Genomic DNA, 23,700 nt, shown 5'->3' with positions numbered 1-23,700 from the left:
ATCGGCGATACTGTGGGCGTGGAGTACGTGTCCAGAGTGCCGCGACCGCCGCTGGACGGGCTGATCGACGACCTTTACTACCTGGAGGGCGCGCCGCCGTACGCCCGGCTGACGCTGCCGCCGATGCCGGCGGCGTTGCTCATCGTCAACCTCGGGGCGCCGTTCCGCATCCGCGCCGGCACCGACATCGAAACGGCCGAGTACGCCGACGGCTGCGTGGTCACCACACCCACCCGCGCGTTGGAGTTCGGCTACCCACTTCGGACCCGATCCGTCGGCGTGCACTTCAAGCCGTGGGGGCTGGCACCGTTCCTGCCGATGCCCGCAGCCGAGCTGTGTGACCGGCCGGTGACGGTGGAACAGGTTTGGGGTCGGCCCGCCATCGCTGAGCTGCGCGACCGGCTGGCCACGGCGAACGGACCGCACGAGATGCTGACGCTGCTTGAGAAGGAGCTGACGCGACGGCTGTGCGAGACCGCCGGTCTGGGGCTGGTCCGCCATGCGAGCAGCGTCATCGCGGCTACCGGCGGGGCGGTGGCGATCGGCGACCTGAGCGTGGCAGCCGGTGTCAGCAGCACTCATCTGACACAGAGGTTCAAGAGGCTCATCGGCGTCACGCCGAAGCGGCTGGCCCGCACCTACCGCTTCGCCGCCACCGTGTTCGCGATCGACCCCGCCGGGCCGATCGACTGGGGCGACCTCGCCGGTGGCGCAGGCTACTTCGACCAGGCCCACTTCGGTCACGAGTTCCGGGCGTTCACCGGGCTCACGCCGACCCGTTACGTCGAAGTCCGGCGGCGGTTCCTGCGCGAACATCCCGGCCACACGCTGGACGGTTGGCCGCTGCCGGCCGATTGATTTCTTACAAGAGCGACGGCCCACGACACGCTAATTTGGGGCACCCCAAAGCAGAGGAGGGCCCGATGGGCAAGGTGGTCATGTACAGCTCGGTGTCGGTGGACGGCTTCGTCGCGGATGAGAACGACCAGCCCGGACCGCTGTTCGACTGGTTGTCCAGCGGTGACGTCCCGTTGGACGAGAGCGGCGTGCTGCAGGTGTCGCAGACGTCCTACGACTACACCCGGCCGTACTGGGACCAGATCGGAGTCACGATCGTCGGCCGCCACGTCTTCGACCTGACGGACGGCTGGGACGGGAAGCCTCCGGGCGGCATCGACCACGTGGTCGTCGTGTCGCACCGGCCGATGCCCGAGGGCTGGGACCCCGAGGCGCCGTTTCACTTCGTCGACGGCGTCGAGGCAGCCATGGCCAAGGCGCAGGAGCTTGCGGGTGACCGCATGGTCGAGGTCGCCGCCGGCGACGTCGGGGGCCAGGTGCTTGCCGCGGGCCTGATCGACGAGGTGCGCATGGACGTCGTACCCGTCGTGTTCGGGTCCGGCAAGCGTTACTTCGGGTCGGTCCACGCGCAGCACCTGTTGGAGGACCCTGACGTGGTGATTCAGGGCAACCGGGTGCTTCACCTGCGCTATCGGGTGCGCCGTTGACCGATCTGGGTGGGTACGCGAAGAAACCAACTGCGAACGGTGACGCCTGCCGCGCCCACGACTCCCGGGTCCGGGCCTTCCCCGCCTGGCTGGAGGTCGGCGGCCTCGACGGCGACCCGCTCATCGACGCCCGCAACCGCGACCACAAGGCCCACATGAAGGCCGGGCTGCGCCGCGCGCCGGTGTCGAGGAGATGCCTCCTCGCCTTGCTCGTTCCTTGGATGCGAAAAGCCCTGCCCAGGCTTGCGGTGCGCCGTAGCGCAAGCCCGGGCAGGGCTGGTTTCACCGGCCGGTCAGTGTCGGCCCCAGTCCAGGACCTGGGTGTCGATCCAGTCGATGCCGCCGTAGAGGCCGGCGCCGCAGCGCTGGCGCACGCGCATTCCGCTGGCGGTGTTGGTCTCGCGCACGGTGCCGATGGGCTTGGTTCTGCCGTCGCGGCCCTGACAGCCGATGCCACGGGCCCGGGCGTCGGCCTCGATCTGGGCGGTGTCGGGCCCGTCGTCGTCGGGGTCGGCGGTAGCCGCGGCGGGCAGGGCCAGGGCTCCGAGAACGAGCAGCGCGGCGGCGGCGCCGACGGGCAGGAACCTGGTGAGGGTTCGGGACATGCTCACGTCCTTGAGGGTCGGGGCTGGGGGCGCCCGGGATGAAGAGCCTCGGCGAAGTGGCTCTTGGGGTGTGTCCGACCCCAAGGATTTCCTTACAGTGATCGGTCAACTACTATCCGCATCGACAGGATGGTGTCACTCCTGCAACATCAGTCACTCAGCGAGCAAAGGACACCTTCCGCGCGAGAGTCGAGCCCGCCTTATCCGCTGAGTCTTCTTCTGGCTTCTCGCTCCCCGGGGGCGGGCGGCTCGCTGAGATCGAAGGGGGTCCCAGCGGATAGGGAGAGTTGGGCAGTTCGCGGACCTGTTGCCGATGCGGCCGGAGTTCCACCCGGTCATCCGTCGGGCTGTCATCGCAGGCGTGTCGGTGACGGGCCGTTTTCGACAAGCTGCTGCGTTTCGGCTGTTCCTGCGAGGCGATCGCGGATGCGACGTGCTCGGCCACGACGATCCGCAGTCGTCGTGGCGAGTGGATACCTCTGGGCGCCTTCGCGCAGTTCAAGCGGATCGCGCTGGAGTCCTACGACCGGATCGTCGGCCTGGTCCTGGACCGGATTGCCGTGGACGGCGGCATCGCCAAGGCGCCTGGACTCCGGCAAGACCCGCGCCCTGCTTGCCGAACGCGGCCCGGACGGCCGGATCGCGCACAAGGGCGAGAAGGCACCGGTCCAGGCAAGCGACAGGTGGCATGTGGAGCGTACCCATGCCTGGCAGAACGCCTTCCAGCGCCTCGCCCGCTGCCACGAACACCACGCAACGGTCATTGACGCGTTCTTCGATCTCGCCGACACCGTCATCACCGTACGCAGCCTGATCCGCCGGGCCTGGACAACCGACTCAACTGCCACCCGTGAACACACGCCCGATGGCGCGTCGAGTGGTTCATCGCTCGCCGCCGAGGCCCTCAACGTCGACAGGCTGCCTTCCGTTGAACGTCACGAGGATTCCGTAGGGGTCCGCCAGCCGAAGCCTGCTCTCCGTGAAACGGATTGCCCAGGTTCGGTCGGCCCACACGGTTGCTTCGGGGACTGCCAGTGGCAACTCCGGAAGGTCGAGCCAGCTCAGTTCCTCAGTTGTGAGTTCGAAGTGCGATTCCCGGAGTCGGGTGCGGCAGTACTCCAAAGCTTGGTCGACGAAGACATCGAAGTGGCTCACGACGTCGTGAGCGAAATGGAGGGTGGCCTCTTCCGGCGGGGCGGCCGGCTCGATCACCAGGCTCATCCCGGTCTCGACCGCGCCTGTCGGCTCCGGGAAGTAACCGGTCCAGCAGGCCAGCGATGGAGGGCTCTCCATCCTTCTCAACACGACCCCGGCGATACGCACGGTCGCGGGCAGTCTCGCGTCAACGCCAGGCTCTTCAGCGCCCGAGCTTCTCGTGGGTGCGCCGTTGTCGGTCATCGGCTCAGCGTAGGTCAAGCCTGGTCACGATGGTGATCGACAGCCGAGGCGCGTAGCCACTTGTGCCCTCCGACCCAAGCCCTATTCGCGCGGTCTGTTAGCCGTAATGGTGTCGTCGACCGTTCAGGAAAGGAGGTGAATCAGATGCAGGACACGCGTACGGAGCCGGTGAAGGTGTACGAGTCGCCACTGGTGGCGGAGGCCGGCGCGTTCGCCGTCACGACCCTCGGCAGCCTCGACCCCAACCGCCCGGAGGGCGGCATCTCCTACCGCGACGAAGACGACGACTGAGACTGACCGACGGCTCGGAGCGGAGAAGGGGGCGGCCGGATGCGCCGGTGCGACCAGCGCAACTGGTGACATTGCCGGACCGTGCGGCGGCTGACGCCGTCGGGCAGGCACGGAGGCACGGGTGTCGGTGTGGTGCCACACGCACCCGGCCGTCCCTCGGCCGGCGCTTGAGCCGGTGACACCGACTTGAGCGCCGGGCCTCTTGACCGCCTGTGCTTCCCGCTCGGCTACCGCGAGAGACCGAAGCGCAGGTGAAGGGCACGGCGCTTTCCCCTCCGCCGACTCATTCCCCTTCTTCTATGTCCCCGTACCATTGTTCGGCCTCTTGCCGCGGCCTGCCGGTCACCGACATGGGGCCGCTGCCGTACGCGCTGGTGTGGCGAAGTGAGGCGGAGAGCGAGCCCATCCGGGCACTGGCCGGGATCATCCGCGATCTGGGCCCTCTCCCGTCGGCCCCGGCCGCCCCTTGACGCCGCCCGTCACCCGCGGGCCGGATCCGGCACCGATTCGCCGCCCGTTCCGGCCGGAGTCCGGGGCGACATGAGGCGGAGCCGGTTCAGGGGCGGGGTGCTCGCCGGTGGGTGGCGGTGACGCGTGGCCTGCTCGTAGTCGAACCCGAGCCCCAGCAGTGCCGGTTCGCTGAACGGCCGTCCCAGTAGTTCGACTCCCACCGGCATGCCGTCGGGTGTGAAGCCGGCCGGGATCGTCAGGGCGGGGAACCCGGTGTTGGCGGCGAGGGCGCAGACCCTGAGCCCCTCCTGAGGCCGCCCGATCGGCGCGGCCTGCTGTGAGACCGCCGGGTAGACCAGTGCGTCCAGGTCGTTGTCCTCGAACAGCTTGTGGAGCAGCTGCTGCGCCTGCGCGCGCCGGGCCAGCCGTTGGCGGTAGGCGTCCTGCGGGCCGGTCGAGGTGCCCAGCCGTTCCTTGAGCCGCTTCAGGACCGTGGGCGTGACCTGGCCGGAGGCGACGATGTCGGCCAGGGTCACGATGTCGGCCGGTGGCTCCAGCCGGGCCAGTGAACGGGGGAACCGTGTGCCCGGCGCCGCCAGGTAGCGATTGAGATCGCGTTCGGTCTCGTCGGTGAACACGCTGGAGCCGTCCACCGCCGAAATCAGCGCGGGTTGGGCTGGCAGATCGACGACGGTCGCACCCTGCGAGGCCATGTCCCCGGCGGCCGCCCGGACCAGCGCCGTCGTGACCTGCGCGGGCCCCGACGTGCTCAGGTAGTCGGTGAACACGCCGATGCGGGCGCCGACCAGGGCGGTGTCGTCCAGCGTGGCGGTGTAGGTGCGGGGGATCCGTCCGATGGACGCCTTGGTGGACGGGTCGTCCGGGTCGTATCCGGCGGTGGCGTCCAGGATCAGTGCGATGTCGCTGACCGACTTGGCGATGGGGCCGCCGACGTCCTGCGTGTCGGAGAGAGGCGCGATGCCGTCACGGCTGGACAGGCCCTGGCTCGGCCGCAGGCCGACCAGGCTGTTGTGCGCCGCCGGGCTGCGGATGGAGCCGCAGGTGTCCGAGCCCAGGCCGGCCGCGCCGAAGCCGGCGGCGACGCCGGCGCCCGTGCCTCCGCTGGAACCACCCGGGTTACGAGTCTGGTCGTAGGGGTTGCGGGTCTGACCGCCGAGCGAGCTGATGGTCTCGATGCCGGAGGCGAACTCGTGCAGGTTGGTCTTGGCGACGACGATCGCGCCGGCCGCGCGCAGCCGCGCGACCTGTTCGGCGTCGTCGGCGGGACGCCAGTTCCTCAGCGCCAGCGAACCGTTGGACGTGGGCAGGTCTCCTGTGTCGTAGTTGTCCTTGACCAGGATCGGGATGCCGTGCAGCGGGCCGCGGACGCGCCCCAGCCGGCGTTCGGCGTCGAGCCGGGCGGCGTCGGCGATCGCCGTCGGGTCCATGCGGATGACCGCGTTGACACCGGGCTGGTCGGCGTACGCCTGCTCGTAGGCGTCGACGCGTGCCTGGTATGCCTTGACCAACCGGGCCGAGGTGACCTGACCGCTCGCCAGTAGTTCACGCAACCTGGTGGCGTCCATGTCCACCACCCACTCGGCGATGTCGCCCGGTGCCGTCCGGCTGCCCGCGCCGCCAGGTGCCGCACCGTCGTCTGTCGCGGCGCCGGCTGCAACCGCGGGCGCCGCCAGGAGAAGGACACCGGCCGCCAGGGCCGCTGCTCGGGTGTGCCGGTTTCGCCTTCGTCGTGCCACATCGGCCTCCTCGTCACCGATTGGCGCCTTGAGGTGCAAGCACGGGAGATGAGCGTTCGGCCCCGCCGACCGTGAACAGCCGCTGGCTGTGCCGTCCCGATTATGGTTCAGGAGTGCCGCAGCGGCCATCCCCCAATCCAGGCCCCTCGGCTCCGCCCACGGCAAACGTCGGCGCCATCCCGACACACCGTTTCGCCGCCCTCCAACCTCTACCAGGGCCGGAGCAACCCGAGCCCGGTCGGGTACGTGGACCAGCACGAGCCGGGCGTGCACCAGATCGAACGTCCCCGGCTCCGGGGGTGGATCAGCGGCGACGTCGTGCCCCCAGCCGATCGAGGTGTCCCCGCGTCACACCGTCGACCAGCTCAGCCAGCCAGACGAATCGCTCGCCCGCCTCGGCGCGCGCGTTGTCCAGCAGGTACCCGCGCGTGGGAGCGGGCTCTCCACCGAGCGCGGTGGTCCCGTCCGCCGGATCCGGTCGGCCACCGACGTGCGGCGAGCCGGGCGAGGAGGTCATCACCACATGGTCACCTCCCCGGATCGCCGGCGCCACGACGACCGTGACCTCATTCACCAGGAGCACCGGGACGGCATGGGCGAAGGCGTGTTGCCTGGGCGCCGGGTCTGCCGGGGCCTCCACCTCCCACCGCGCCGGCCGCCCAGCAGTGGACCCCTGGCGGGCGGTGAAGGCCGGCGAGCCATCATCTGTCCGCCATGTCATCCTGTGAACGGACCTTTGAGACAGAGCAGAAGCGGTGAGCCCATGAGCTGGTGGCAGGGTCTGCTCGGGTTCACCGCGGGCTTGCTGATCGCGGTGGTGACCACCCCCGTCGGGGTTTCGGGGGCGGTGTTCCTGCTCCCGGTCCAGCTCAGCGTGCTGCAGGTGCCGAACCCGGCGGTGACGCCCACCAACCTGCTGTTCAACATCGTGGCCGTCCCCGGCGCGTTGCTGCGTTACCGCAGGCGTGGTCGTCTGGGCGGCCCGCTGACCCGCCTGCTGGTGCTCGGCACCCTGCCCGGCGTCGTCATCGGCGCGCTCGTGCGGGTTTTCCTGCTGCCCGGCGCTCAGGTGTTCCGTCTTCTGGTCGCATGCCTGCTCTTCCCGCTGGGCCTGTGGCTGTGCGTGCGCGCCGTACGCCCCCTCCGCCGCCGCAACACGCCGGACGACCCCTCGCCGGGCGCCGTCACCGCGCTCGCACTGGCCGTTGGGGCCGTCGGCGGGATGTACGGCATCGGCGGCGGATCGCTCCTTGGGCCGATCCTGGTCGGGCGTGGCCTACCGGTCGCCACGGTCGCCCCCGCCGCGCTGGCCTCGACGTTCCTCACCTCGATCGCCGGCGCGCTCACCTACACCGTCCTGGCGCTGACCGCCCCTGGCGACATCGCACCGGACTGGGCGCTGGGTCTTCTGTGCGGCTTGGGCGGGCTGGTCGGCGGCTACCTCGGCGCCCACCTGCAGCCCCGTCTGCCGGAAACCGGGCTGCGGCTGCTGCTGGGAGCCTTGGCCGTCGCCCTGGCCTGCCTCTACACGGTCCAGGCGCTCATCTGACGGCCGTGCGGGGAAGTGGCTCTTGGGCGGCTCCTGATGGTCGGCCATGTCGGACGCACTGTCTCGGTATCGCAGGAGGACAGACGCCGCTGCCTTGATGGCGCCGGCCGGGGAATCCGCGCTGTTCAGCTCCGGCTCGGCCACGTCCCGTAGTCGGTGTAGCCGCGCCGGCCGCCGGCGTAGAACGTGGCTGGGTCGGCCGGGGTCAGGGGCAGGTCGTCCTGGTAGCGGCGGACCAGGTCCGGGTTGGCGATGAAGGGCGTGCCGAAGGCGATGAGGTCCGCGCCGCCGGTGCGCACCGCCTCCTGGGCGCGAGCGAGGTCGTAGCCATTGTTGGCGATGTACGCGCCGGTGAAGGCGGCGCGCAGGGCGCCGTAGTCAAGAGTGCGGGTCTTGGCCATCATGTCGCCCTCAAGGATGTGCGCGTAGGCCAGGCCGCGCGGGCTCAGGCGGCGGAGGTAGTCCTCGAAGTGGGTCTGCGGATCGGTGTCCGACATCGAGTTGAAGCTGTTCTCCGGGGTGAGGCGCACGCCCACGCGCCGCGCCGGCCACACGGCGCACACCGCGTCCAGGACCTCGTTCAGCAGGCGCATGCGGCCCTCGGTGCCGCCACCGTAGCGGTCGGTGCGGTGGTTGGCGCCGTCGCGCAGGAACTGGTCGATGAGATATCCGTTGCCGCCGTGCACCTCGACGCCGTCGAAGCCCGCCTGCTTCGCCTGTTCGGCCGCGTGCCTGAACTGCGCGACGACTCCGGGAATCTCATCGGCCGCGAGCTCGCGCGGCACGACGAAGTCCTGCGGGCCCGCGTAGGTGACGGCCTGGCCGGCGGGACGCAGCGCGGAGGGGGCTATCGGTGTGGCGCCGTCCAGCAGGCTCGGGTGTGAGATCCGGCCGCAGTGCTGCAGCTGGACGAAGACGCGCGCGCCCTGTTCGTGGATCTCGTCGGTCAGCCGTCGCCAGCTTGCCGCCTGGTCATCGGTGTGGATTCCGGGGGTGCAGGGGTAGCCCACGGCCTGCGGCGAGACTGTGGTGGACTCGGTGATGACCAGCCTGGCGGTGGCGCGTTGCCGGTAGTAGGTGACCATCATCGGCGGAACCCGCCCTGCCCTGTCGGCTCGGTTGCGGGTCATCGGCGCCATCACCATCCGGTTGGCCAGGGTGAGGTCACCCAGCGAAAAGGATTCGAACAGGTCGGCGGGCATGGGGTCTCCGTTACGCTCACGATCTAGGACAGTTGTCCTACGATGCGGTCACGCTAGGTCGGTTGTCCTAGAGATGTCAAGCCCCGGCACACTGGCGGCTCGGGGGGCGACGGCGATGCCGGAGGTCGGCTTGACGGCCCTAGGACAAGTGACCTAGGGTTCGCTAGGTCAAACGTCCTAGCAAGGGCGTGACCGAAGGAGAACCGATGAGTGGTGCGGCGACCCGTGAACAGATCGTCGATGCCGCGGACCGGCTGTTCTACCACCGCGGCTACGAGCACACCTCGTTCGCCGACATCGCCGCAGCGGTCGGCCTGTCGCGCGGCAACTTCTACTACCACTTCAAGTCCAAGGACGCGATCTTGGACGCCGTGATCGAGGCCCGGCTCGCCGGCACCCGGCACATGCTGGAACAGTGGGAGAGCCAGCAGCCCACCCCCGACGGCCGCATCCTGCAGTTCGTCGAGATCGTGCTGACCAACGGCACCGACATTCAGCAGTACGGCTGCCCGGTGGGCACCTTGAACACCGAACTCGCCAAGCTCGGACACACCCGGCACGGTCAGGCCCGCGGACTGTTCACACTGTTCCGCGACTGGCTGCGCGAGCAGTTCACGCTCCTGGGGTACGGCGAGCAGGCCGACGACCTGGCCATGCACGTGCTCGCCTTCAGCCAAGGCGTCGCCGTGTTGTCCCACACCTTCCGCGACGAGGAATTCGTCCGGCGCGAAGTCGACCGGATGCGCGACTGGCTGAGCACCTACAGGAAATGAGAGCTATCTGATGTTCGTGGTCCTGCTTCGCTTCGCCGAGAACAAGGATGCCGCGGGCACGCACATGAGCGGCCACCAGGAGTGGATCAGGCGTGGCTTGGACGACGGCGTGTTCCTGCTGGTCGGCAGTATCAAGCCCGGTCTCGGCGGCGTGGTCCTGGCGCACGGCACCTCGCTTGCGGAGCTGGAGAAGCGGGTGAACGACGACCCGTTCGTGGCCGGGAACGTCGTCGGCGCGGAGATCATCGAGATCGCACCAGGCATGGCGGACGAGCGCCTGGGCTTCCTGCTGTGACGGCGCCGTTCCTCGGTCCGGACGGGCTTCCGCTCCACCGTCGCAGCCTCGCCGACCTGATTCGCGGCTGGTCCGCCGAGCGCGCGCGGGGTGTCCCCACGCTGATCTCGTCAGAGAGCCGATCCGCGACAGGGGCAGGGTCCGTCGCGTGCCCCTGAATCCGAATGGGTTCCTCACCGAGGGGCCGCTGTACGCCTGGCCGGCGACAACGTCGTCGACTGTCAGACCGGCGGCGTCTCCGTCCTGCTCGGCGACGCCGCAACCGTGGTCATCGCGGATCCGCGGGACGGGCTCGACGTGAGCGGCGTATGGAACAGCCGCCGGTTCCACCTTCACGGACCGTTCGTCGACGACGTCGGCGTCCGCCTGTTCGGACATCCCCCGACTCCTCCGGATGGAACCGGGCCCCACGCCCGGAGGTGGGGCCGGTCCACCTGCTGATCCGGCTGCCGGAAGGTCGCGTATACCTGGGAGTCGGCAGGCCCGGGCAGGCCGGGTACACGAACGGGCGTCTGAGCTGTGCCGCCCTGACGATAGAACCGGAACTGACCCCGGAACTCCTGGACCGGGTCAGGCCGTCTGCCGAACCCGAGACAGTGCCGAATCTGGACTGGCTCACACATATGACCACAAGACCGCTCGAAGCGCTGACGCGGTTCGTCCTCGTCGGGATCGGTGCCCTCGTCGCCGCCCGTCAGCACGAAGTAGTCGACCGCGACGATGGTTCGTAGCCGTCGGGGGTCAGGGGCGACGCGGTACTCACGGGGGAATCCTGGCAGTGGCGCTCGGGCCTGGATATCCGTGACGATTCCGGCTGCTGTCACGAACACACCTGGTTCCCTTCTGCGGGAGAAGGATTTGTGACGGCGCGTCCGTGCCCCTGGCCGCTTCCGCCCGTTGCTCCTGGTCCTGCTCCGAGAAAGGGCCGTCCATGAGAGCGGCCGGCTCTTTCGGCGTAAGGTCGACGCCGTATGTGGGATCGCCGAAGCCCTGGTTCGGGTACCGAGGAGCCGTCGATGCTGGACCAGGATTCGCCGCGCGCCGCGCGTCTGGCCGGCTACGGGACCGTGAGCACTCAACTGTCTCTGCTGAGCGACCGCCGGCTCGGGGAGGTCGTGGCGGCCGCCGCCCCGATCGGGTCGGGCATCGGCGGCAGGTCGGCAGAGCTGGACGTCGGCGGAACGCGCGTCTTCGTCAAGCGGATCCCTTTGACGGACACCGAATTGCGCCCGGAGAACGTGCGGTCCACGGCGAACGTCTTCGAACTGCCGATGTTCTACCAGTACGGGGTGGGCTCGGCAGGGTTCGGTGCCTGGCGGGAGCTTGCCGTGCACACCATGACCACGAACTGGGTTCTCGGCGACGAGTACGCGGGCTTCCCCCTGATGTACCACTGGCGGGTTCTGCCTGACTCTCCTCCCGAAGGATTCACCGACGAGTTCGGGGGTCTGGAGGGGGCCGTCGCGCACTGGGAGGGATCACCCGCCGTTCGCGACCGGCTGGAGGCCATCGGCCGGTCCTCGTACAGCCTGGTGCTCTTCCTGGAGCACGTGCCGTACACACTCGCCGGATGGCTGGCCGACCACCGCGAAACCACCGTGCTGGACGGCGGGGGCGGCTCGCCCTTCCGCTGGGTCGAGGAAGCTCTGACGAGCGGAGCCGCCTTCATGAGCTCTCGCGGGCTCGTCCACTTCGACGCCCACTTCGCCAACATCCTGACCGATGGCCGCCGGCTCTACTTCGCCGACTTCGGACTTGCTCTGAGCTCCCGCTTCGACCTCTCGGCGGACGAGTCCGCCTTCCTCTCGGACCACCTCGCGTACGACCACTGCTACACCGCGAGTCACCTGCTCCAGTACCACCTGCTCGACGGCGTGCGCGGTGACACGGAACGTGAGGTCTTCCTGCGCGACTGGATCGCAGGCCGGCGGCCTGACGACATCCCGCCCGAGATCACGGCCATCATCGACCGGCACGCACGTCCTACCGTCGTCCTGGACTCCTTCTTCCGTCGTCTGTTCACCGAGAGCAAGCGGACGCCGTTCCCGGCCGCGGAGGTCGGGCGGCGGTTGGGCGCCGACGCCGCGACCCCGAGCTGATCCAGCCCTCACCTCGATCGTCCGGCGGTACGGCATCGGCTGCCATGGCCGCCGCCTACCGACTCACCGGTTCACTCCTCCCGCCGCCCGCTCCGCCTCGTACAGGGCGTAGGGGTCGTGCCCGCCCTCGGCCACGTGCCCGACGAGCGCATATCCGCCGTGCCGCTGCGGACCTACACCGCCGCCCACCGAACCGTGCTGGCGATCCACCGGGAGGGCAACGCGAACCCGGTGCTCGGCGACTTCCTGACGGCCCTGCGCCAGGCGGTTCCCCAGGACGCCGACCACCTGCTCGCGCTGTGACCCCGCCGGGCGACGGTCAGCGGGAACCGGCGCTGTCTGTGGATGCGTGGGATCGCCCGTACGGAAGATGACCGCAGTGAATCAGTGGCTTTCTGCGGACCGGGGCTTCTGCTGAGGGAATTCGGTCACCCTGCGCCCGGTTGGGAGCCAGACTTTCTGGAAGGGCCGCCCGCGATCCGGTCACGGAATTATGCGTATCCGGTGACGTGTCCCTGACATGGCGGCCCGCCGATCGGATGGGCCTTCCTGATTGTCATAAAAATTAATCAAACACTCTATGATTTCCTGCGTCATAAATTGGAGGATCGGCGCCGTTCAACAACGGGCGTCCGTTACCGGGATCCGGATTTTCCGAGGCTCGCAACGGCCCAGGGGTACGGCCCGGGCATGACCTGCTGGAGGCGGCTGAACGAGTGGCACAGGGCAGGCGTCCGGCAGGTCCTGCACGAGGTGTTCCTGGCCGGGCTCCGAGCGGCCAACGCCGTCGACCTCTCCCGGCCTCGGTGGGTTCCTCCCACCTCAGCGCCCCAAAAAGGGCGCAGACCGGGCCGTCCCCGGTCGACCGCGGACGGTCAGGCAGCAAGCACCACCTGACCGCCGACGTCGAGGCGCAACTCGCCGAACTCGCCACCGGCGACTGCGGCCACCGCGCCCCGCGTACCTCCATGACCTGGGATGACACTCTGATCGGTCGGTTCTACCAAACCGTGACGCCTACCCGCCCAACCCAGCCACCTCGCTGACCGGCCACGCCCTCCAGCCGGCCGAGACCGGGCAGCGCCGGAAGCTCTCCGTCTCTACCGGGAGCCGGCCGGGCTCAACGCGACGCCTATCCGCCCATCGTCAGAGGTGGCAGTCCTGGGTGTATGAGGAGATCTTGTCGTTGGCGGACGACCCGACGTTGTCCACCCAGGAGTTCGGGTTGACGCCTATCAGGCGCCTACCCCCATAGTCCGAATGCTCGTAGAAACACACATACGTATCGGTGCGGTTCCAGATGGAACTCGTCAGGTCGTTGATATGGGAGCCGACGTTGGCACGCTCGGTTCCCGGCGCGTTGCTGTAACGTCCCCTGCCGTAAGTGTCGCCGTAGAGGCATACATAGCCCGCGGGACACGCGTCCCAGTCCATCGCCTTCGCCTGAGCCGGTGCCGCGGTGACCAAGGTGGCCGTCGCGCACGCCGCCAGCATGGCGGCCACCAGACTCCTTCGCTTTCCCACTCGCCTCACTCCCTCGTCGGTCTCGGTTTCACTGTTGACTTCCCGCTCACGCCGACTGCCGGACGAGCCGATGACTCTCCGTGAATCCATTTCCCCTTACGCGTTTCCCTCCTTTGCCGGGTGAGCTATAAGCCACTTTTTCAACCCGTACTCAGGATGTCATTGATGGCTTCTGTACCTTTTATTGACTATTTCTGCACCGCCGCGCGGCAGGCGGGAGACGTCCGCGCCGCGCGCCTCCCGGCTGGCCGGAGTCTTACGGCGTCAGGTCAGACGGGCCGTCCGGGGCGTCCCATGAGATGAATGGACAAATTCCAGAGCAGAGCGTTGCCGCAGGCCACAGCGGCGCTCGACCGTGAGTTTCGGTCCTGGCGTTCGGGGACGAGTCCGGTGCTCGCCGTCGCGATAACGACGGCGGGGACGTCGCCGCAGGTCGTACTGCTCGCCAACGGCTTTCATGCCGTCCGGAAACCCCGGGGTGCTCATGGCTACCTTGCGTCTGATCGCACGCGCCCCGGCAGAGGACCGCTACGCAACACCGAGGACGGGCCGACCGTCATGTCGGCACCGCTCGTCATGACCACCGCCGCCCCGGGTGAGCTTGAGGACACCCCGTTCGCGTTCTTCATCCCGATGGCCCACCACGGGCCGCCCTGTCGCGGAGCCCGCACGGCGCCGCCGGGCGGCAGACACTTGACCACGTCCGGCCGTACTTCGCCGTAGAGCCGGACGTGCTGCCAGAACGGCGGTGTCAGCCCCTCGGGGTCGGCCACGACGTCCTGCGGCGTCAGGCTGTCGATCTCTGCGCGGGATCGCCCTTCCGAAACCCGGTGCACGGCTCCCGTTATCCGCTGGGATCCACTCCGATCTCGGCGGATAACGTCACTACGGCAGCCGGGAAGCCGAGGTAGGACCCAACAGATAAGAGCAGCGGGGGAGCGGTCCGTCGGGGCCGACCGTCATGGACGCTTCCCGACACACCCGAAACCGCCCTCCACCTGACCCTCTGCGACACGAACACGATCAAGCAGAAGCTCCGCAATCGTGATCACTCATCGGGAGCGGAGGGCCTAGTGGTCCGCCTTCACCAGGTCGGCCTGTGCGGAGACTCCGCGCAGCATGATGGCTGCGAAGATCGCCACCCCGGTCAGGATCAGGGCCGCGAGGCCGCCTGTCCACGCGAGTGCCTGGGTGAATGACGTCACCGCGGCGTCGGCGAGCGCCTGTCCGAGCGCACCGGGCAGTTCGGCGGTGAAGGCGAGGGCTGCGGCGAGCGTCTCCTCAGCCGCTGAGAGCACAGTGCCGGGCAGGCCGACGGGCGCATGGGAGGCCAGACCGGTCCGGTAGAACCCGAGCAGGATGGAGCCGAGAACGGCTGTGCCGAGTGCTGTGCCCACTTCGTAGGCGGTCTCGCTCACGGCTGCGGCTTGCCCGGCGTGCTCCGGGCGCACCGAGCTCATGATGATGTCGTTGGTCAGCGTCAGGCCGACCCCGGCGCCGAGCCCGACCAGGCACAGCGAGATCGCGATCACGAACGGCGGGGTCTGGGGTGTGAGGAACAGCAGCATCCCGAATCCTGCCGCGGTGATGACGCCTCCCGCCGACACGAGGATCGACGCGGGGATTCTCTTGACGAGTGCGGCGGCGAGGAACCCCGCGATCGCGGAGACCGCGGCTTGCGGCAGCATCCAGAGGGCGGCCTGAACGGTGGAGAGCCCTGCGATGAGCTGCAGGTGCTGCGTCAGCGCGAAGAGTGCGCCGACCAGGGCGAACACCGACAGCAGGTCGACCACGACCGCGCCGGTGAAGGAGCGGACCCGAAACAGCCGGACGTTGATCATCGGGTTCGGGATGCGCAGCTGGCGCACCACGAACAGCACCAGAAGCACGGCGCCGGAGACGAACGTGACGAGCGCCGCCAGTGGCTGCTCTCCCTCGGCGAGGGCCTTGACTCCGTAGACGAGCGTCACCATTCCGGTGAGGGAGAGCGCGATGCTGGGGACGTCGATGCGTCCCGGCATCGGGTTGGCGCTCTCGGGCACGAAGATCGGGGCGAGTGCCAGCAAGATGATCATGACCGGGATGTTCATCAGGAAAGCGGCATGCCAGCTGAAGGCTTCGATGACCCAGCCTCCGACGATCGGGCCCGCCGCGGCGCCCGCGGAACCCATCGCGGCCCACACCGCCATTGCCGTGCGGCGCTGGTTTCGATCGAGGAACATGTTGCGGATGATCGACAACGTCGAGGGCATGATGGTCGCGCCGGCGACCCCGAGCAGCGCTCGGGCGAGGATCAGCATCCACGGCGCACTCGCCAGCGCTCCCAGCACGGACGCCGCCGCGAATCCCACTGCTCCGATCAGCAGGAGCCGACGGCGGCCGATCCGGTCGCCGAGGGACGACATCGTGATCAGGAGACCCGCGAGCATCAGCGAGTAGATGTCGAGGATCCACAGTTGCTCGGTGCCCGAGGGCTGGAGATCCGTGGTGATCGCGGGCAGCGCGAAGACCAGCACCATGCCGTCGATGGCGATCAGCAGCATCGGCAGTACGAGCACCGCCAGTCCGATCCAGGTGCGAGCTGTCGCCCGCTGTGCGTTCTCGGTCATCTTTCCCTCCCGAGCCAGTTACTTCACCAAACGGTATACTACACCAGAAGGTATACTAACCCTGCGGAGACGAGGAGGGGACATGGCGCGACCGAATGCGCGACCGGCGATGATCGAGGCGGCCCTGCGCGTCGTCGAGGAGCGCGGCATCACCGCGCTCACCCTGGACGCGGTCGCGGCCGAAGCCGGGGTGACCAAGCGCGGGCTGATCTACCACTTCCCGACGAAACACGCGCTGCTCGCCGGGATTCACGAGTTCCTCGCCGACCGCGTCGAGCGGGGGCTGCGCGAGGCGACCGGCAAGGAACCGGAGGAGGCGACGCTCGCCGAACGCACGAGGGGATACGTGCTGGCATGCACCGGAGCCTCCACGCGTCTGGAGACGCGTCTCATCGCCGAGGCGGGCAACGAGCCCGACTGGATGGCTCCCTGGCAGCGGGTCTACGACCGCTGGTTCCCCGGTGACGCGGCGCCGATCGACGAGAACGACGACGAGGCGATGCGGTGCCTCATGGCGCGCATGGCCGCCGACGGGTTCTGGGGATACGAGAACGCCCTCGGCGCCTCCTTGCCCACAGGGGTCAGGAAGCGGCTTGTCGACGAGATTCTTGCCCTCATTCCTGAGCCGCCAGCGCCCTGAGCGGGTCTGCCCACCGCCTGGGCTCACCTTATGAGCGGTACCGCAACTCGATCTGCCCGGCCTCCTCGCCGACCACCGGCGACGGCCCTGTCCGCCAAGCCCTCGCCGTCGGGCAGGTCATCCGCCGCGGCCAGGGCCACTCGTTGCGCCCGTCGGCCTCGTTCACCCTCCACTGCGCCGTGTTGGAGCAAGACGTCAGCCTCATCGAGGGCACCGAACCGCGTCATCAGTGGCAGGCGGTACCGCGGACGACGCCCGCCGCTGACAAGAACTCGACGCCGGCTCCTCGGCGGCCCGGCGCCCAGCAGTGGCTTCCGCTCGCATCCTGCTTTGAGGGCCTCGGGAACGATTGACAAGCTGACCTGGCATCAGCCGGTCCGCGACGAGGCATCGGGCCGGTTGCGTCGTCACCCTGCCGGAGTGGCGTCCTTGACGCAGGTGACGTCGCCGCCGGGCAGGACGCCGTCGATCAGGTAGCGCTCGACGGTGGTGTTGACGCAGGAGTTGTCGGCGCCGAGGTAGGTGGCGTGGCGGTAGGCGCCGCGCAGGGTGACCATGCGGGAGCCGGTAAGCGCCCGGTGCATGGCCTGCTGGCCGAGGTAGGGGGAGCCTGGGTCGCCGTCGTTGCCGACGACCAGCACCGGGAAACCGTTGCGGACCTTGGTTGGCGCCTCCACCGGAGCGGTGGGCCAGAAGGCGCACGGGGTGATGTTGCGGATCAGCGGCCCGTACAGCGGTTCGTCGGCGCGGTGGGCCTGGATGTCGCGGAAGTAGGTCTCCGGGTCGCGGGAGGCGGCCCGGTCGGCGCAGATGATCGGGGCCTGGGCGTCGAGCGCGCCCGTCCCGGTGAACAGGCTGTCGAGGGAGGCCTTCAGCGACGGCGGGGCGGTGACCACGGTGCCGCGGGTGGCGTCGGCCAGCGCCCGCACCTGGGTGGCGAAGTCGGCGTAGGCCTTTTCACCGTCCTCGTAGAGAGGCCCGAAGAGCAGGTAGGGGATGTGGTGAGAGTCGATCCGGTACCCACCGATCCGCAGCGGGCGCCGGGCGGCCGCCCGGTTGACCTGGTTGACGGTGGCCAGGACCTCGGTGGTGGTGTCGCCCAGGCCGTGGTCCTTGTCGTGCGCGGCGGCCCAGGCGGCCCAGTTTCTCAGCGCGGCGGTGATGGCCGGCTCGTTCCACGACAGCAGGCCGGGGCCGTAGGTGTCGGGGTTGACCGCGCTGTCCAGTACGATCCGGTCGGCTCTCGCACCGAACATCTGCGTGTAGACCGCCCCCAGGTAGGTGCCGTAGGAGTATCCGAGATAGGACAGTTTCGGCTCACCGAGGGCGGCGCGGATCACGTCCATGTCGCGGGCGGTGTTCCGGGTGGAGGCGTACGGCAGCACGTCGCGGTTGCCCCGGGCACACTTGGCCGCCAGTTCCTTCATCAGGGCCGCGCTCTCGTTGAAGGTGCGGCGGTTCGGACCGGCCGAACGCAGGAAGACGTCGGTCTTCCATCCGCAGCGGATCGGTGTGCTGCGGCCCGTGAAGCGCGGGTCCATTCCGATCAGGTCGTAGCGGGAGGTGAGGGCGGGTGACCACTGCGCGAGGGACGCCACCAGGTCCAGTCCGGGTCCTCCGGGGCCGCCAGGGTTGGTCAGCAGAACGCCGCGCCGTCCGGCGGGGTCGGTGGCCTTGATCCGGGAGATCGCCACCGAGATGGTCCGCCCGCCGGGCCTGCGGTAGTCCAGTGGGACGGTGACCTCGGCGCACTGGGCGCCCGCCGCGTCCAGGCTCGCGCCGGCCCTGTCATCCGGTCCTGTCTTACAACCGTGCCAGTCGAGCCTTTGATGGTGGAAGCGGATCGGCCTGTCGGTTCCCGCGGGGGTTTCCGCGACCGCCGGGGCGGCGGCCAGGCCGAGGGCGCCCAGTGCGACGGCGGCCGCGGTGGCCAAGGCCGGCAGGCCGTGCCTCCTGGCAGGACCGGACGTGACCGGCGGGGATGGAACGGTGGAGTGCGACATGGATCTGTCTCCCTGCTTGATGACCGGTTTGCGGCGTTATCGAGCATGGTGCCGAGATGATCCGTGATCGACCCTGCTGAATGGAGTCGTGAAGGTATGGCCAGCCCTACCGTCTCGCCGCAGGAAACTCACCGAGAACCCGTGACGGTGACGAGTCGACCGGCGCGGGAAGGCGAACGAGGCCTCGTCGGGCGACCGGGTCACCGTACTTCTCGGAGACGCCGCCGAAGGTGACACCGCTCATGAACGGCGCCGGGCGTAGTGGTGGACGATCAAGGCCGCGATGGAGCCGCCGGAGATGATCCCGGCGACCAGGCCGACGCCCTCGCCGACGCCGCCGATGCTGTTGCCGACGCTGTTGACGACGGCGCACACGGTGAAACCGGTCCACAGGAGCACGCGGAGCACGGTGCCGTCGCGCGGTGGCTCGGGCCGGCGGAAGGGGGCGGACGGCCGAGGCTGGTCGGCAGGTGTGACGCGGCAGGGGTCATTCATACTGATCACCCTAGAAATTGGCTCTGCCTGGGGAAATGCCGTAATCTGCCAGGCCGATGGTAGTGCAGGGTGGAATGAAACGGTCCTCCGCCTCAGCTTAGGGTGGGGGAGATGAGCAGGGACGCTTTCGAGGCTTTGGAGCGCCTGGCGGGAGGTCTCGGCACCGCGATCCTCGCCTTCCTGGTCCTCGTGTCCTGGATCATGGTCGCCGCGGCCTGCCTCGTGGGGGTGGGTCTGCTGATGATCCCGCCGATGCTGGCGCTGACCAGGGCGGTGGCCGAACGGGAACGCGGCCGGCTCAACCGCTGGGGGCTGGAGGTCGTCACCCCCTATCCGCAGCAGGACACCGCGACGGGCTGGACGGCCAGGATCCGCGCCGCCCGCCGCGACCCGGCGACCTTCCGCGATCTGGGCTGGGTGGCCGCGCATGCCACGCTGGGGCTGGCGCTCGGCCTTGTCGCCGTCCTGATGCCGACGATGACCTTGCGGGATGCGACGTCCCCGTTCTGGTGGGGCCTGATGCCGCCGGAGGGCCGGATCACCAGCTACGAGCTGCCGATCACCACGTTTCCGGCCGCGCTGGCAGCCGCGCTGGCGGCCGTGGTCGTCCAGGTGATCGCCGTCATGCTCGCCCCGCGGATGGCCAGGTTGCAGGCGTTGCCCGGGGTGCGGCTCCTGCGCCCGCATCCGTCGATCGACCTGTCGCGGCAGGTCGCCCGGCTCACCGCGACGCGCGCAGGCGCCCTGCGGGCACATGCGGCCGAACTGCGCAGGATCGAGCGGGCGCTGCACGACGGCGCGCAGAACCGGCTGGTCGCCGTCGTGGTGACGGTCGCCGTGGCCAAGCGGGCGCTGGCCAGGGAGGCGGTTCGGACAGGCCTGGCACTCGACGGGCCGCGGGAGGCGCTCGATGAGGCGCAAAGTGCCGCCGAGCAGGCCGTGGCCGAACTGCGCGGGGTCGTCCGCGGCATCCTGCCCCCTGTCCTGGAGGACAGGGGGCTGTCCGGGGCGCTGAGCGCCCTGGCGGCGGGCAGCGCGATCCCGTGCGCCTTGACCGCCGACGACCTGGGACGGCTGCCGCTGTCGGTGGAGACCACCGCCTACTTCGTCGTCGCCGAAGCGCTGACCAACGTGGCGAAACACAGCGGCGCGCGGAGAGCCCTGGTCGAGGTGCGCCGTGACGGCGGCCTGCTACGCGTGGTGGTGAGCGACGACGGCAAGGGCGGAGCCTCTGAGGCCGACGGCACCGGGCTGGAGGGTATCCGCCGCCGGGTCGAGGCACACGACGGAACCATCATGCTGACCAGCCCGCGGGGCGGGCCGACAACCATCGAAGTGGAGCTGCCGTGCGGATCGTGATCGCCGAGGATGACGCGTTGCTGCGCCGGGGCCTGGTGCTGCTGCTGACCGGCGAGGGATTCGAGGTGGTGGCCGCGGCCTCCGAACCTGAGGGGTTCCTGGCCGCGGTGGCCGAGCACCGGCCCGATGTGGCAGTGGTGGACGTGCGCATGCCGCCCACCCACACCGACGAGGGGATCAGGGCCGCTGTCGAGGCCCGGCGGCTGAACCCCGGCCTGGCGGTGCTGGTCCTGTCGGCCTACGTCGAGCAGGCCTTCGCCACGAACCTGCTGGCCGAGGGGACCCGCGGGGTGGGATACCTCCTCAAGGAGCGCGTGGGCAAGGTGGAGGAGTTCCTGGACGCCCTGCACCGGGTGGCCGCGGGCGGGACGGCGATGGACCCCGAGGTGATCGCCCAGCTGTTCACCCGCCGCCGCGACCCGATGGAACGGCTGACCGCCCGCGAACGCGAGGTGCTGGCCCTCATGGCCGAAGGGCTGGGCAACACCGCCATCGCCCAGCGTCTGGTGGTGACCGACGGCGGCGTGCAGAAACACATCCGCAGCATCTTCGCCAAGCTCGACCTCGCCCCGACCGACCAGGTCGACCGCAGGGTCGCCGCGGTCCTGCGCTATCTGGAAAGCTGAACGCCACCCGGCTTCTCCGGGACGTCAGGGCCGTCTTGGCTTGTTCAGGTCATCGTTCGGCGGCTCTCCGGCTGACTCGTCCCGCCGTTTCACCTCTATGCCCCAGCGCTTGCGGAGCCACTCCACCCCGGCGTAGAAGCCGGCGACACCCGGCAGGGTGAACAGGGCGGAGCCCCACCCCTGGGAGAGATGCACGTTGATCACGCCGAAGGCCAGCGGCGGGCCGAGCAGGCTCCAGGTGAGCCAGTCCGAGGCGAGCACCCAGCACGCGATCCGGCGTAGCCGATGGAACCGTGGCCGGTCCGGCCTCAGGAGGGCCTCGCGGAGTTGCCACACGCGGCCGAACTGCCGGAGGGCGTAGACGACCTGCACGGTCCTGGTGGACTTCAGCTGTGCCAGGTCGTACAGCTCGGCGTTGAACTCCTCGGCGTAGCGGTCCCGGCGTACGGCCGGGAGCAGCTTCATCATGAGGCTCACCATGTGTTCCGCCGACCGGGATATGGGGACGGCCTTCTCCTCCACCACGACCGGCTCCGCCGGCGACGCCTGCGCACTGAGCCTTTCGAGGTGCTCGGAGATCTCCACGGCCCTCTGCCCCATGGCGTCCAGGTGGTCGGCGAGGATCCGGGCGCGAGCGCGGGTGCGGGCGTAGTCGAGGTCGAGCTCGTAGGTGGGGATGCGGTCGAGGTCGAAGCCGAGGGCGTGGGTGCGTTCGAGCGCGTGGTGAAGGGCGTGGGCGAGGTCGCGGGCCTGGTGGGAGCCGCGCTGGAAGTCCAGCGTGTAGGTACGGACGAAGGTGAGGGTGTGGTCCAGCCTGCGAGCGAGGGTCAGGGCGCGGTCCAGGTCGATGACGTTGGTGCGGCTGAAGCTTCGATCTTCGAAGGAGTGGAGGTAAACGGGGCCGGAAGCGAGGAGCTGGGCCTGGTCGAGGGCGTGGACGAGAGCCCGGTCGAGGGCGAGGGCGAGGTGGCGGTCGATGACGAACCTGCTGGGGTTGGCGATGGAACCCTGGGGGAGGTCGCTCAACTTCCGCCGCCCAGCCGTGGGCTCAGGCCACGCAGCGTGCCGATCCTGGTGTGCGCCTGGGCGAGCGCGAGGCGGGCGTTCTCGGCGCCGTCGGGGGTGAGCCGGTAGTAGCGGCGGCGAGGCCGGGCCGCCTCGTGGGGGTTGACGTCCTCGAAGCGTGACTCCAGCCAGCCGATGCCCTCGAAGCGGGCGAGGATGGGATGGATGGTGCCGCTGGCCAGGCCGGAGGCGGCGCAGACCTCCAGTCCGTACATCTCCCGCGTGGGGTCGTCGAGGAAGGCACGTAGCACGAGCTGGGTCGGGATGGTCATCCTGGGAGGCTTACCCATGCTCTAACTCTAGCTAGGGTGCGGGCGAAGAGGTAGTGGTGGTGATCCACGCCGTGAACCTGTCTGTCACAACGGCGCCGGCCGTCTCGTCCTTTGATGTGTTCAACCAAGACAGGAGGTCGTCATGGCACAGGCCGTCACGGGAAACGTGCTCCGCACGCCGGTCTTCGGCGTCTGGACGTGGAGTTGGCCGCAGGCGTGGGAGCAGGTGCGATGAGGGTGCTGCTCGCAGGCGCGACCGGTGCGATCGGGTTGCCGCTGGTGTCGGCGCTGGCCGGGTCGGGGCACGAGGTGATCGCGCTCATCCGTCATCCGGCCAAGCGGCGGCTCGTCGTGGATCGCGGCGCGTTCCCGGTGATCGCGGATGTGATGGATCGTGACGGGTTGCTGCGCGCGGTCGAAGGGCACCGGGCCGACGTGGTCATGCACCAGGCCACGGCGCTGCGGAAACCCGGGCTCAGGCTGCGCCCCGACGACCCCACCATCGCCCTCCGCGACAGGGGCACCGCGCACCTCCTTGAGGCATCGCGGGTGGTGGGCGCGCGTCGCTTCGTCACCCAGTCACTGATCACCGGGTACGGCTACCGCGATCACGGCACCAGGGTCCTGACCGAGAACGACGTCTTCGGGCTGCGCGTCGGCAACGTGGGCGACCTGGTGACGGACTCCAGCGTGGCGACCGAACGGCAGGTGTTCGACGCGGAGGGCATCGAGGGCATCGCCCTGCGGTACGGGATGTTCTACGGCAGGAACGCGTTCAGCGACATGTTCGCGGACCTGATGCGCAGGCGGGCTCCCGTACTCCCGCGAGGGAGGACGGGGACCACCTCCTTCGTCCACGTGGAGGACGCGGCGGCGGCCACGGTCGCGGCCATGGAACACGGCGGCGCGGGGGAGGCGTACAACATCGTGGACGACCGGCCGATGAGCTGGCGCGACTTCCTGACCACGGTCGCCCGCGCGCACGGCACGCCTCGTCCCGTCGTGACGCCGAGATGGTTGGTCAGGCTGGCCGTGCCGTACCTGGGCTGCCTGCTGATCGACACCACGATGCGGGTCTCGCACGCCAAGGCCACCCGCGACCTGGGCTGGACCCCGGTGCACCGGAGCGTGTCCGACGGGTTGAAGGTTCGCTGAGAACACGCCGGGGCGGGGCCGCCCCGGC

General features: G+C 69.3%; 24 protein-coding genes and 1 pseudogene. 14 read left to right on the top strand and 11 right to left on the bottom strand.

Translation table 11 applies throughout. The features are described from left to right. Positions 1-18: 18 nt before the first annotated feature. On the top strand, positions 19-858 hold the full coding sequence (locus ACIBVQ_RS39675) for a helix-turn-helix domain-containing protein (protein ID WP_399184062.1): 840 nt from the start codon (positions 19-21) through the stop codon (positions 856-858). A gap of 65 nt (positions 859-923) precedes the next feature. Beyond that, positions 924-1,505 carry a dihydrofolate reductase family protein gene (locus ACIBVQ_RS39670; protein ID WP_399184060.1) on the top strand — a complete coding sequence of 194 codons (582 nt, stop codon included), beginning with the start codon at positions 924-926 and terminating at the stop codon, positions 1,503-1,505. A gap of 293 nt (positions 1,506-1,798) precedes the next feature. Here the strand turns inward: ACIBVQ_RS39670 and ACIBVQ_RS39665 are convergent, their stop codons facing one another. Further along, positions 1,799-2,110, bottom strand: coding sequence for a hypothetical protein (locus ACIBVQ_RS39665; RefSeq protein WP_362918461.1), 312 nt, complete (start codon positions 2,108-2,110; stop codon positions 1,799-1,801). Between the two features lie 277 nt (positions 2,111-2,387). On the opposite strand from ACIBVQ_RS39665, the pseudogene ACIBVQ_RS39660 reads away from it, so the two are divergent. Beyond that, a pseudogene (locus ACIBVQ_RS39660) lies at positions 2,388-2,944 on the top strand (IS5/IS1182 family transposase); the annotation flags it as partial. A 48-nt stretch (positions 2,945-2,992) separates the two neighbouring features. On the opposite strand, the gene ACIBVQ_RS39655 reads toward ACIBVQ_RS39660, so the two are convergent. Beyond that, positions 2,993-3,508, bottom strand: coding sequence for a hypothetical protein (locus ACIBVQ_RS39655; protein WP_399184058.1), 516 nt, complete (start codon positions 3,506-3,508; stop codon positions 2,993-2,995). Positions 3,509-3,652: 144 nt separating this feature from the next. Between ACIBVQ_RS39655 and ACIBVQ_RS39650 the strand changes: the two genes are divergently transcribed. Beyond that, a complete protein-coding gene (locus ACIBVQ_RS39650) occupies positions 3,653-3,799 on the top strand; it encodes a hypothetical protein (protein ID WP_399184056.1) in 147 nt (48 codons plus the stop codon). 299 nt (positions 3,800-4,098) lie between these two features. Continuing rightward, positions 4,099-4,269: a hypothetical protein gene (locus tag ACIBVQ_RS39645; protein ID WP_399184054.1), complete on the top strand. Its 171-nt coding sequence runs from the start codon at positions 4,099-4,101 to the stop codon at positions 4,267-4,269. A gap of 9 nt (positions 4,270-4,278) precedes the next feature. On the opposite strand, the gene ACIBVQ_RS39640 is transcribed toward ACIBVQ_RS39645, so the two are convergent. Both ACIBVQ_RS39640 and ACIBVQ_RS39635 read right to left on the bottom strand, forming a co-directional pair. Continuing rightward, a complete protein-coding gene (locus ACIBVQ_RS39640; RefSeq protein ID WP_399184052.1) occupies positions 4,279-6,006 on the bottom strand; it encodes an amidase in 1,728 nt (575 codons plus the stop codon). Between the two features lie 304 nt (positions 6,007-6,310). Continuing rightward, positions 6,311-6,580, bottom strand: coding sequence for a hypothetical protein (locus tag ACIBVQ_RS39635; RefSeq protein WP_399184050.1), 270 nt, complete (start codon positions 6,578-6,580; stop codon positions 6,311-6,313). Between the two features lie 189 nt (positions 6,581-6,769). On the opposite strand from ACIBVQ_RS39635, the gene ACIBVQ_RS39630 reads away from it, so the two are divergent. Further along, positions 6,770-7,555 (top strand): sulfite exporter TauE/SafE family protein, encoded by a 786-nt coding sequence (locus ACIBVQ_RS39630; RefSeq protein WP_362918473.1) that lies wholly within the window; start codon positions 6,770-6,772, stop codon positions 7,553-7,555. Between the two features lie 125 nt (positions 7,556-7,680). Here the strand turns inward: ACIBVQ_RS39630 and ACIBVQ_RS39625 are convergent, their stop codons facing one another. After that, the gene (locus tag ACIBVQ_RS39625) at positions 7,681-8,757 is read right to left on the bottom strand and encodes an alkene reductase (RefSeq protein WP_399184048.1); all 1,077 of its coding nucleotides are present in this window, start codon (positions 8,755-8,757) and stop codon (positions 7,681-7,683) included. Positions 8,758-8,963: 206 nt separating this feature from the next. Here ACIBVQ_RS39625 and ACIBVQ_RS39620 point away from each other — a divergent pair, with 206 nt between their 5' ends. The 4 genes from ACIBVQ_RS39620 (at position 8,964) to ACIBVQ_RS39605 (ending at position 12,227) form a co-directional block, all read left to right on the top strand. Further along, a complete protein-coding gene (locus ACIBVQ_RS39620; protein ID WP_399184046.1) occupies positions 8,964-9,530 on the top strand; it encodes a TetR/AcrR family transcriptional regulator in 567 nt (188 codons plus the stop codon). 10 nt (positions 9,531-9,540) lie between these two features. Further along, positions 9,541-9,825 (top strand): YciI family protein, encoded by a 285-nt coding sequence (locus ACIBVQ_RS39615; RefSeq protein ID WP_399184044.1) that lies wholly within the window; start codon positions 9,541-9,543, stop codon positions 9,823-9,825. Positions 9,826-10,841: 1,016 nt separating this feature from the next. Continuing rightward, positions 10,842-11,924, top strand: a complete 1,083-nt coding sequence (locus ACIBVQ_RS39610; RefSeq protein WP_399184042.1) for a protein kinase family protein — start codon at positions 10,842-10,844, stop codon at positions 11,922-11,924. Between the two features lie 117 nt (positions 11,925-12,041). Further along, positions 12,042-12,227, top strand: a complete 186-nt coding sequence (locus ACIBVQ_RS39605) for a hypothetical protein (RefSeq protein WP_362785160.1) — start codon at positions 12,042-12,044, stop codon at positions 12,225-12,227. Between the two features lie 843 nt (positions 12,228-13,070). On the opposite strand, the gene ACIBVQ_RS39600 is transcribed toward ACIBVQ_RS39605, so the two are convergent. Further along, complete coding sequence (locus ACIBVQ_RS39600) at positions 13,071-13,418, bottom strand: peptidase inhibitor family I36 protein (protein ID WP_352012422.1); 348 nt, start codon at positions 13,416-13,418, stop codon at positions 13,071-13,073. Between the two features lie 1,100 nt (positions 13,419-14,518). Continuing rightward, the gene (locus ACIBVQ_RS39595) at positions 14,519-16,057 is read right to left on the bottom strand and encodes an MFS transporter (protein ID WP_399184039.1); all 1,539 of its coding nucleotides are present in this window, start codon (positions 16,055-16,057) and stop codon (positions 14,519-14,521) included. Between the two features lie 82 nt (positions 16,058-16,139). On the opposite strand from ACIBVQ_RS39595, the gene ACIBVQ_RS39590 reads away from it, so the two are divergent. Continuing rightward, positions 16,140-16,697, top strand: coding sequence for a TetR/AcrR family transcriptional regulator (locus tag ACIBVQ_RS39590; RefSeq protein ID WP_399184037.1), 558 nt, complete (start codon positions 16,140-16,142; stop codon positions 16,695-16,697). Between the two features lie 407 nt (positions 16,698-17,104). Here ACIBVQ_RS39590 and ACIBVQ_RS39585 read toward each other — a convergent pair whose 3' ends face one another. Beyond that, positions 17,105-18,700: an alpha/beta hydrolase gene (locus ACIBVQ_RS39585; protein WP_399184035.1), complete on the bottom strand. Its 1,596-nt coding sequence runs from the start codon at positions 18,698-18,700 to the stop codon at positions 17,105-17,107. 240 nt (positions 18,701-18,940) lie between these two features. Then, positions 18,941-19,195 carry a hypothetical protein gene (locus ACIBVQ_RS39580; protein WP_399184033.1) on the bottom strand — a complete coding sequence of 85 codons (255 nt, stop codon included), beginning with the start codon at positions 19,193-19,195 and terminating at the stop codon, positions 18,941-18,943. A 111-nt stretch (positions 19,196-19,306) separates the two neighbouring features. Here ACIBVQ_RS39580 and ACIBVQ_RS39575 point away from each other — a divergent pair, with 111 nt between their 5' ends. Then, the gene (locus ACIBVQ_RS39575; protein ID WP_399184032.1) at positions 19,307-20,554 is read left to right on the top strand and encodes a sensor histidine kinase; all 1,248 of its coding nucleotides are present in this window, start codon (positions 19,307-19,309) and stop codon (positions 20,552-20,554) included. Beyond that, a complete protein-coding gene (locus ACIBVQ_RS39570; RefSeq protein WP_362912793.1) occupies positions 20,542-21,180 on the top strand; it encodes a response regulator transcription factor in 639 nt (212 codons plus the stop codon). The genes ACIBVQ_RS39575 and ACIBVQ_RS39570 overlap by 13 nt, the downstream gene beginning before the upstream one ends. 24 nt (positions 21,181-21,204) lie before the next feature. Here the strand turns inward: ACIBVQ_RS39570 and ACIBVQ_RS39565 are convergent, their stop codons facing one another. After that, on the bottom strand, positions 21,205-22,206 hold the full coding sequence (locus ACIBVQ_RS39565; RefSeq protein ID WP_399184029.1) for a hypothetical protein: 1,002 nt from the start codon (positions 22,204-22,206) through the stop codon (positions 21,205-21,207). After that, positions 22,203-22,535, bottom strand: coding sequence for a helix-turn-helix transcriptional regulator (locus tag ACIBVQ_RS39560; RefSeq protein WP_352012121.1), 333 nt, complete (start codon positions 22,533-22,535; stop codon positions 22,203-22,205). Before ACIBVQ_RS39560 ends, ACIBVQ_RS39565 begins: the two co-directional genes overlap by 4 nt. A gap of 213 nt (positions 22,536-22,748) precedes the next feature. On the opposite strand from ACIBVQ_RS39560, the gene ACIBVQ_RS39555 reads away from it, so the two are divergent. Beyond that, the gene (locus tag ACIBVQ_RS39555; RefSeq protein WP_399184026.1) at positions 22,749-23,672 is read left to right on the top strand and encodes an NAD-dependent epimerase/dehydratase family protein; all 924 of its coding nucleotides are present in this window, start codon (positions 22,749-22,751) and stop codon (positions 23,670-23,672) included. Positions 23,673-23,700: the final 28 nt, after the last annotated feature.

The organism is Streptosporangium sp. NPDC049376, from assembly GCF_044466505.1.
GTDB lineage: Bacteria > Actinomycetota > Actinomycetes > Streptosporangiales > Streptosporangiaceae > Streptosporangium.
The sequence above is the reverse complement of the archived record's forward strand: the minus strand, read 5'-3'. Positions and strand labels throughout refer to the sequence as shown.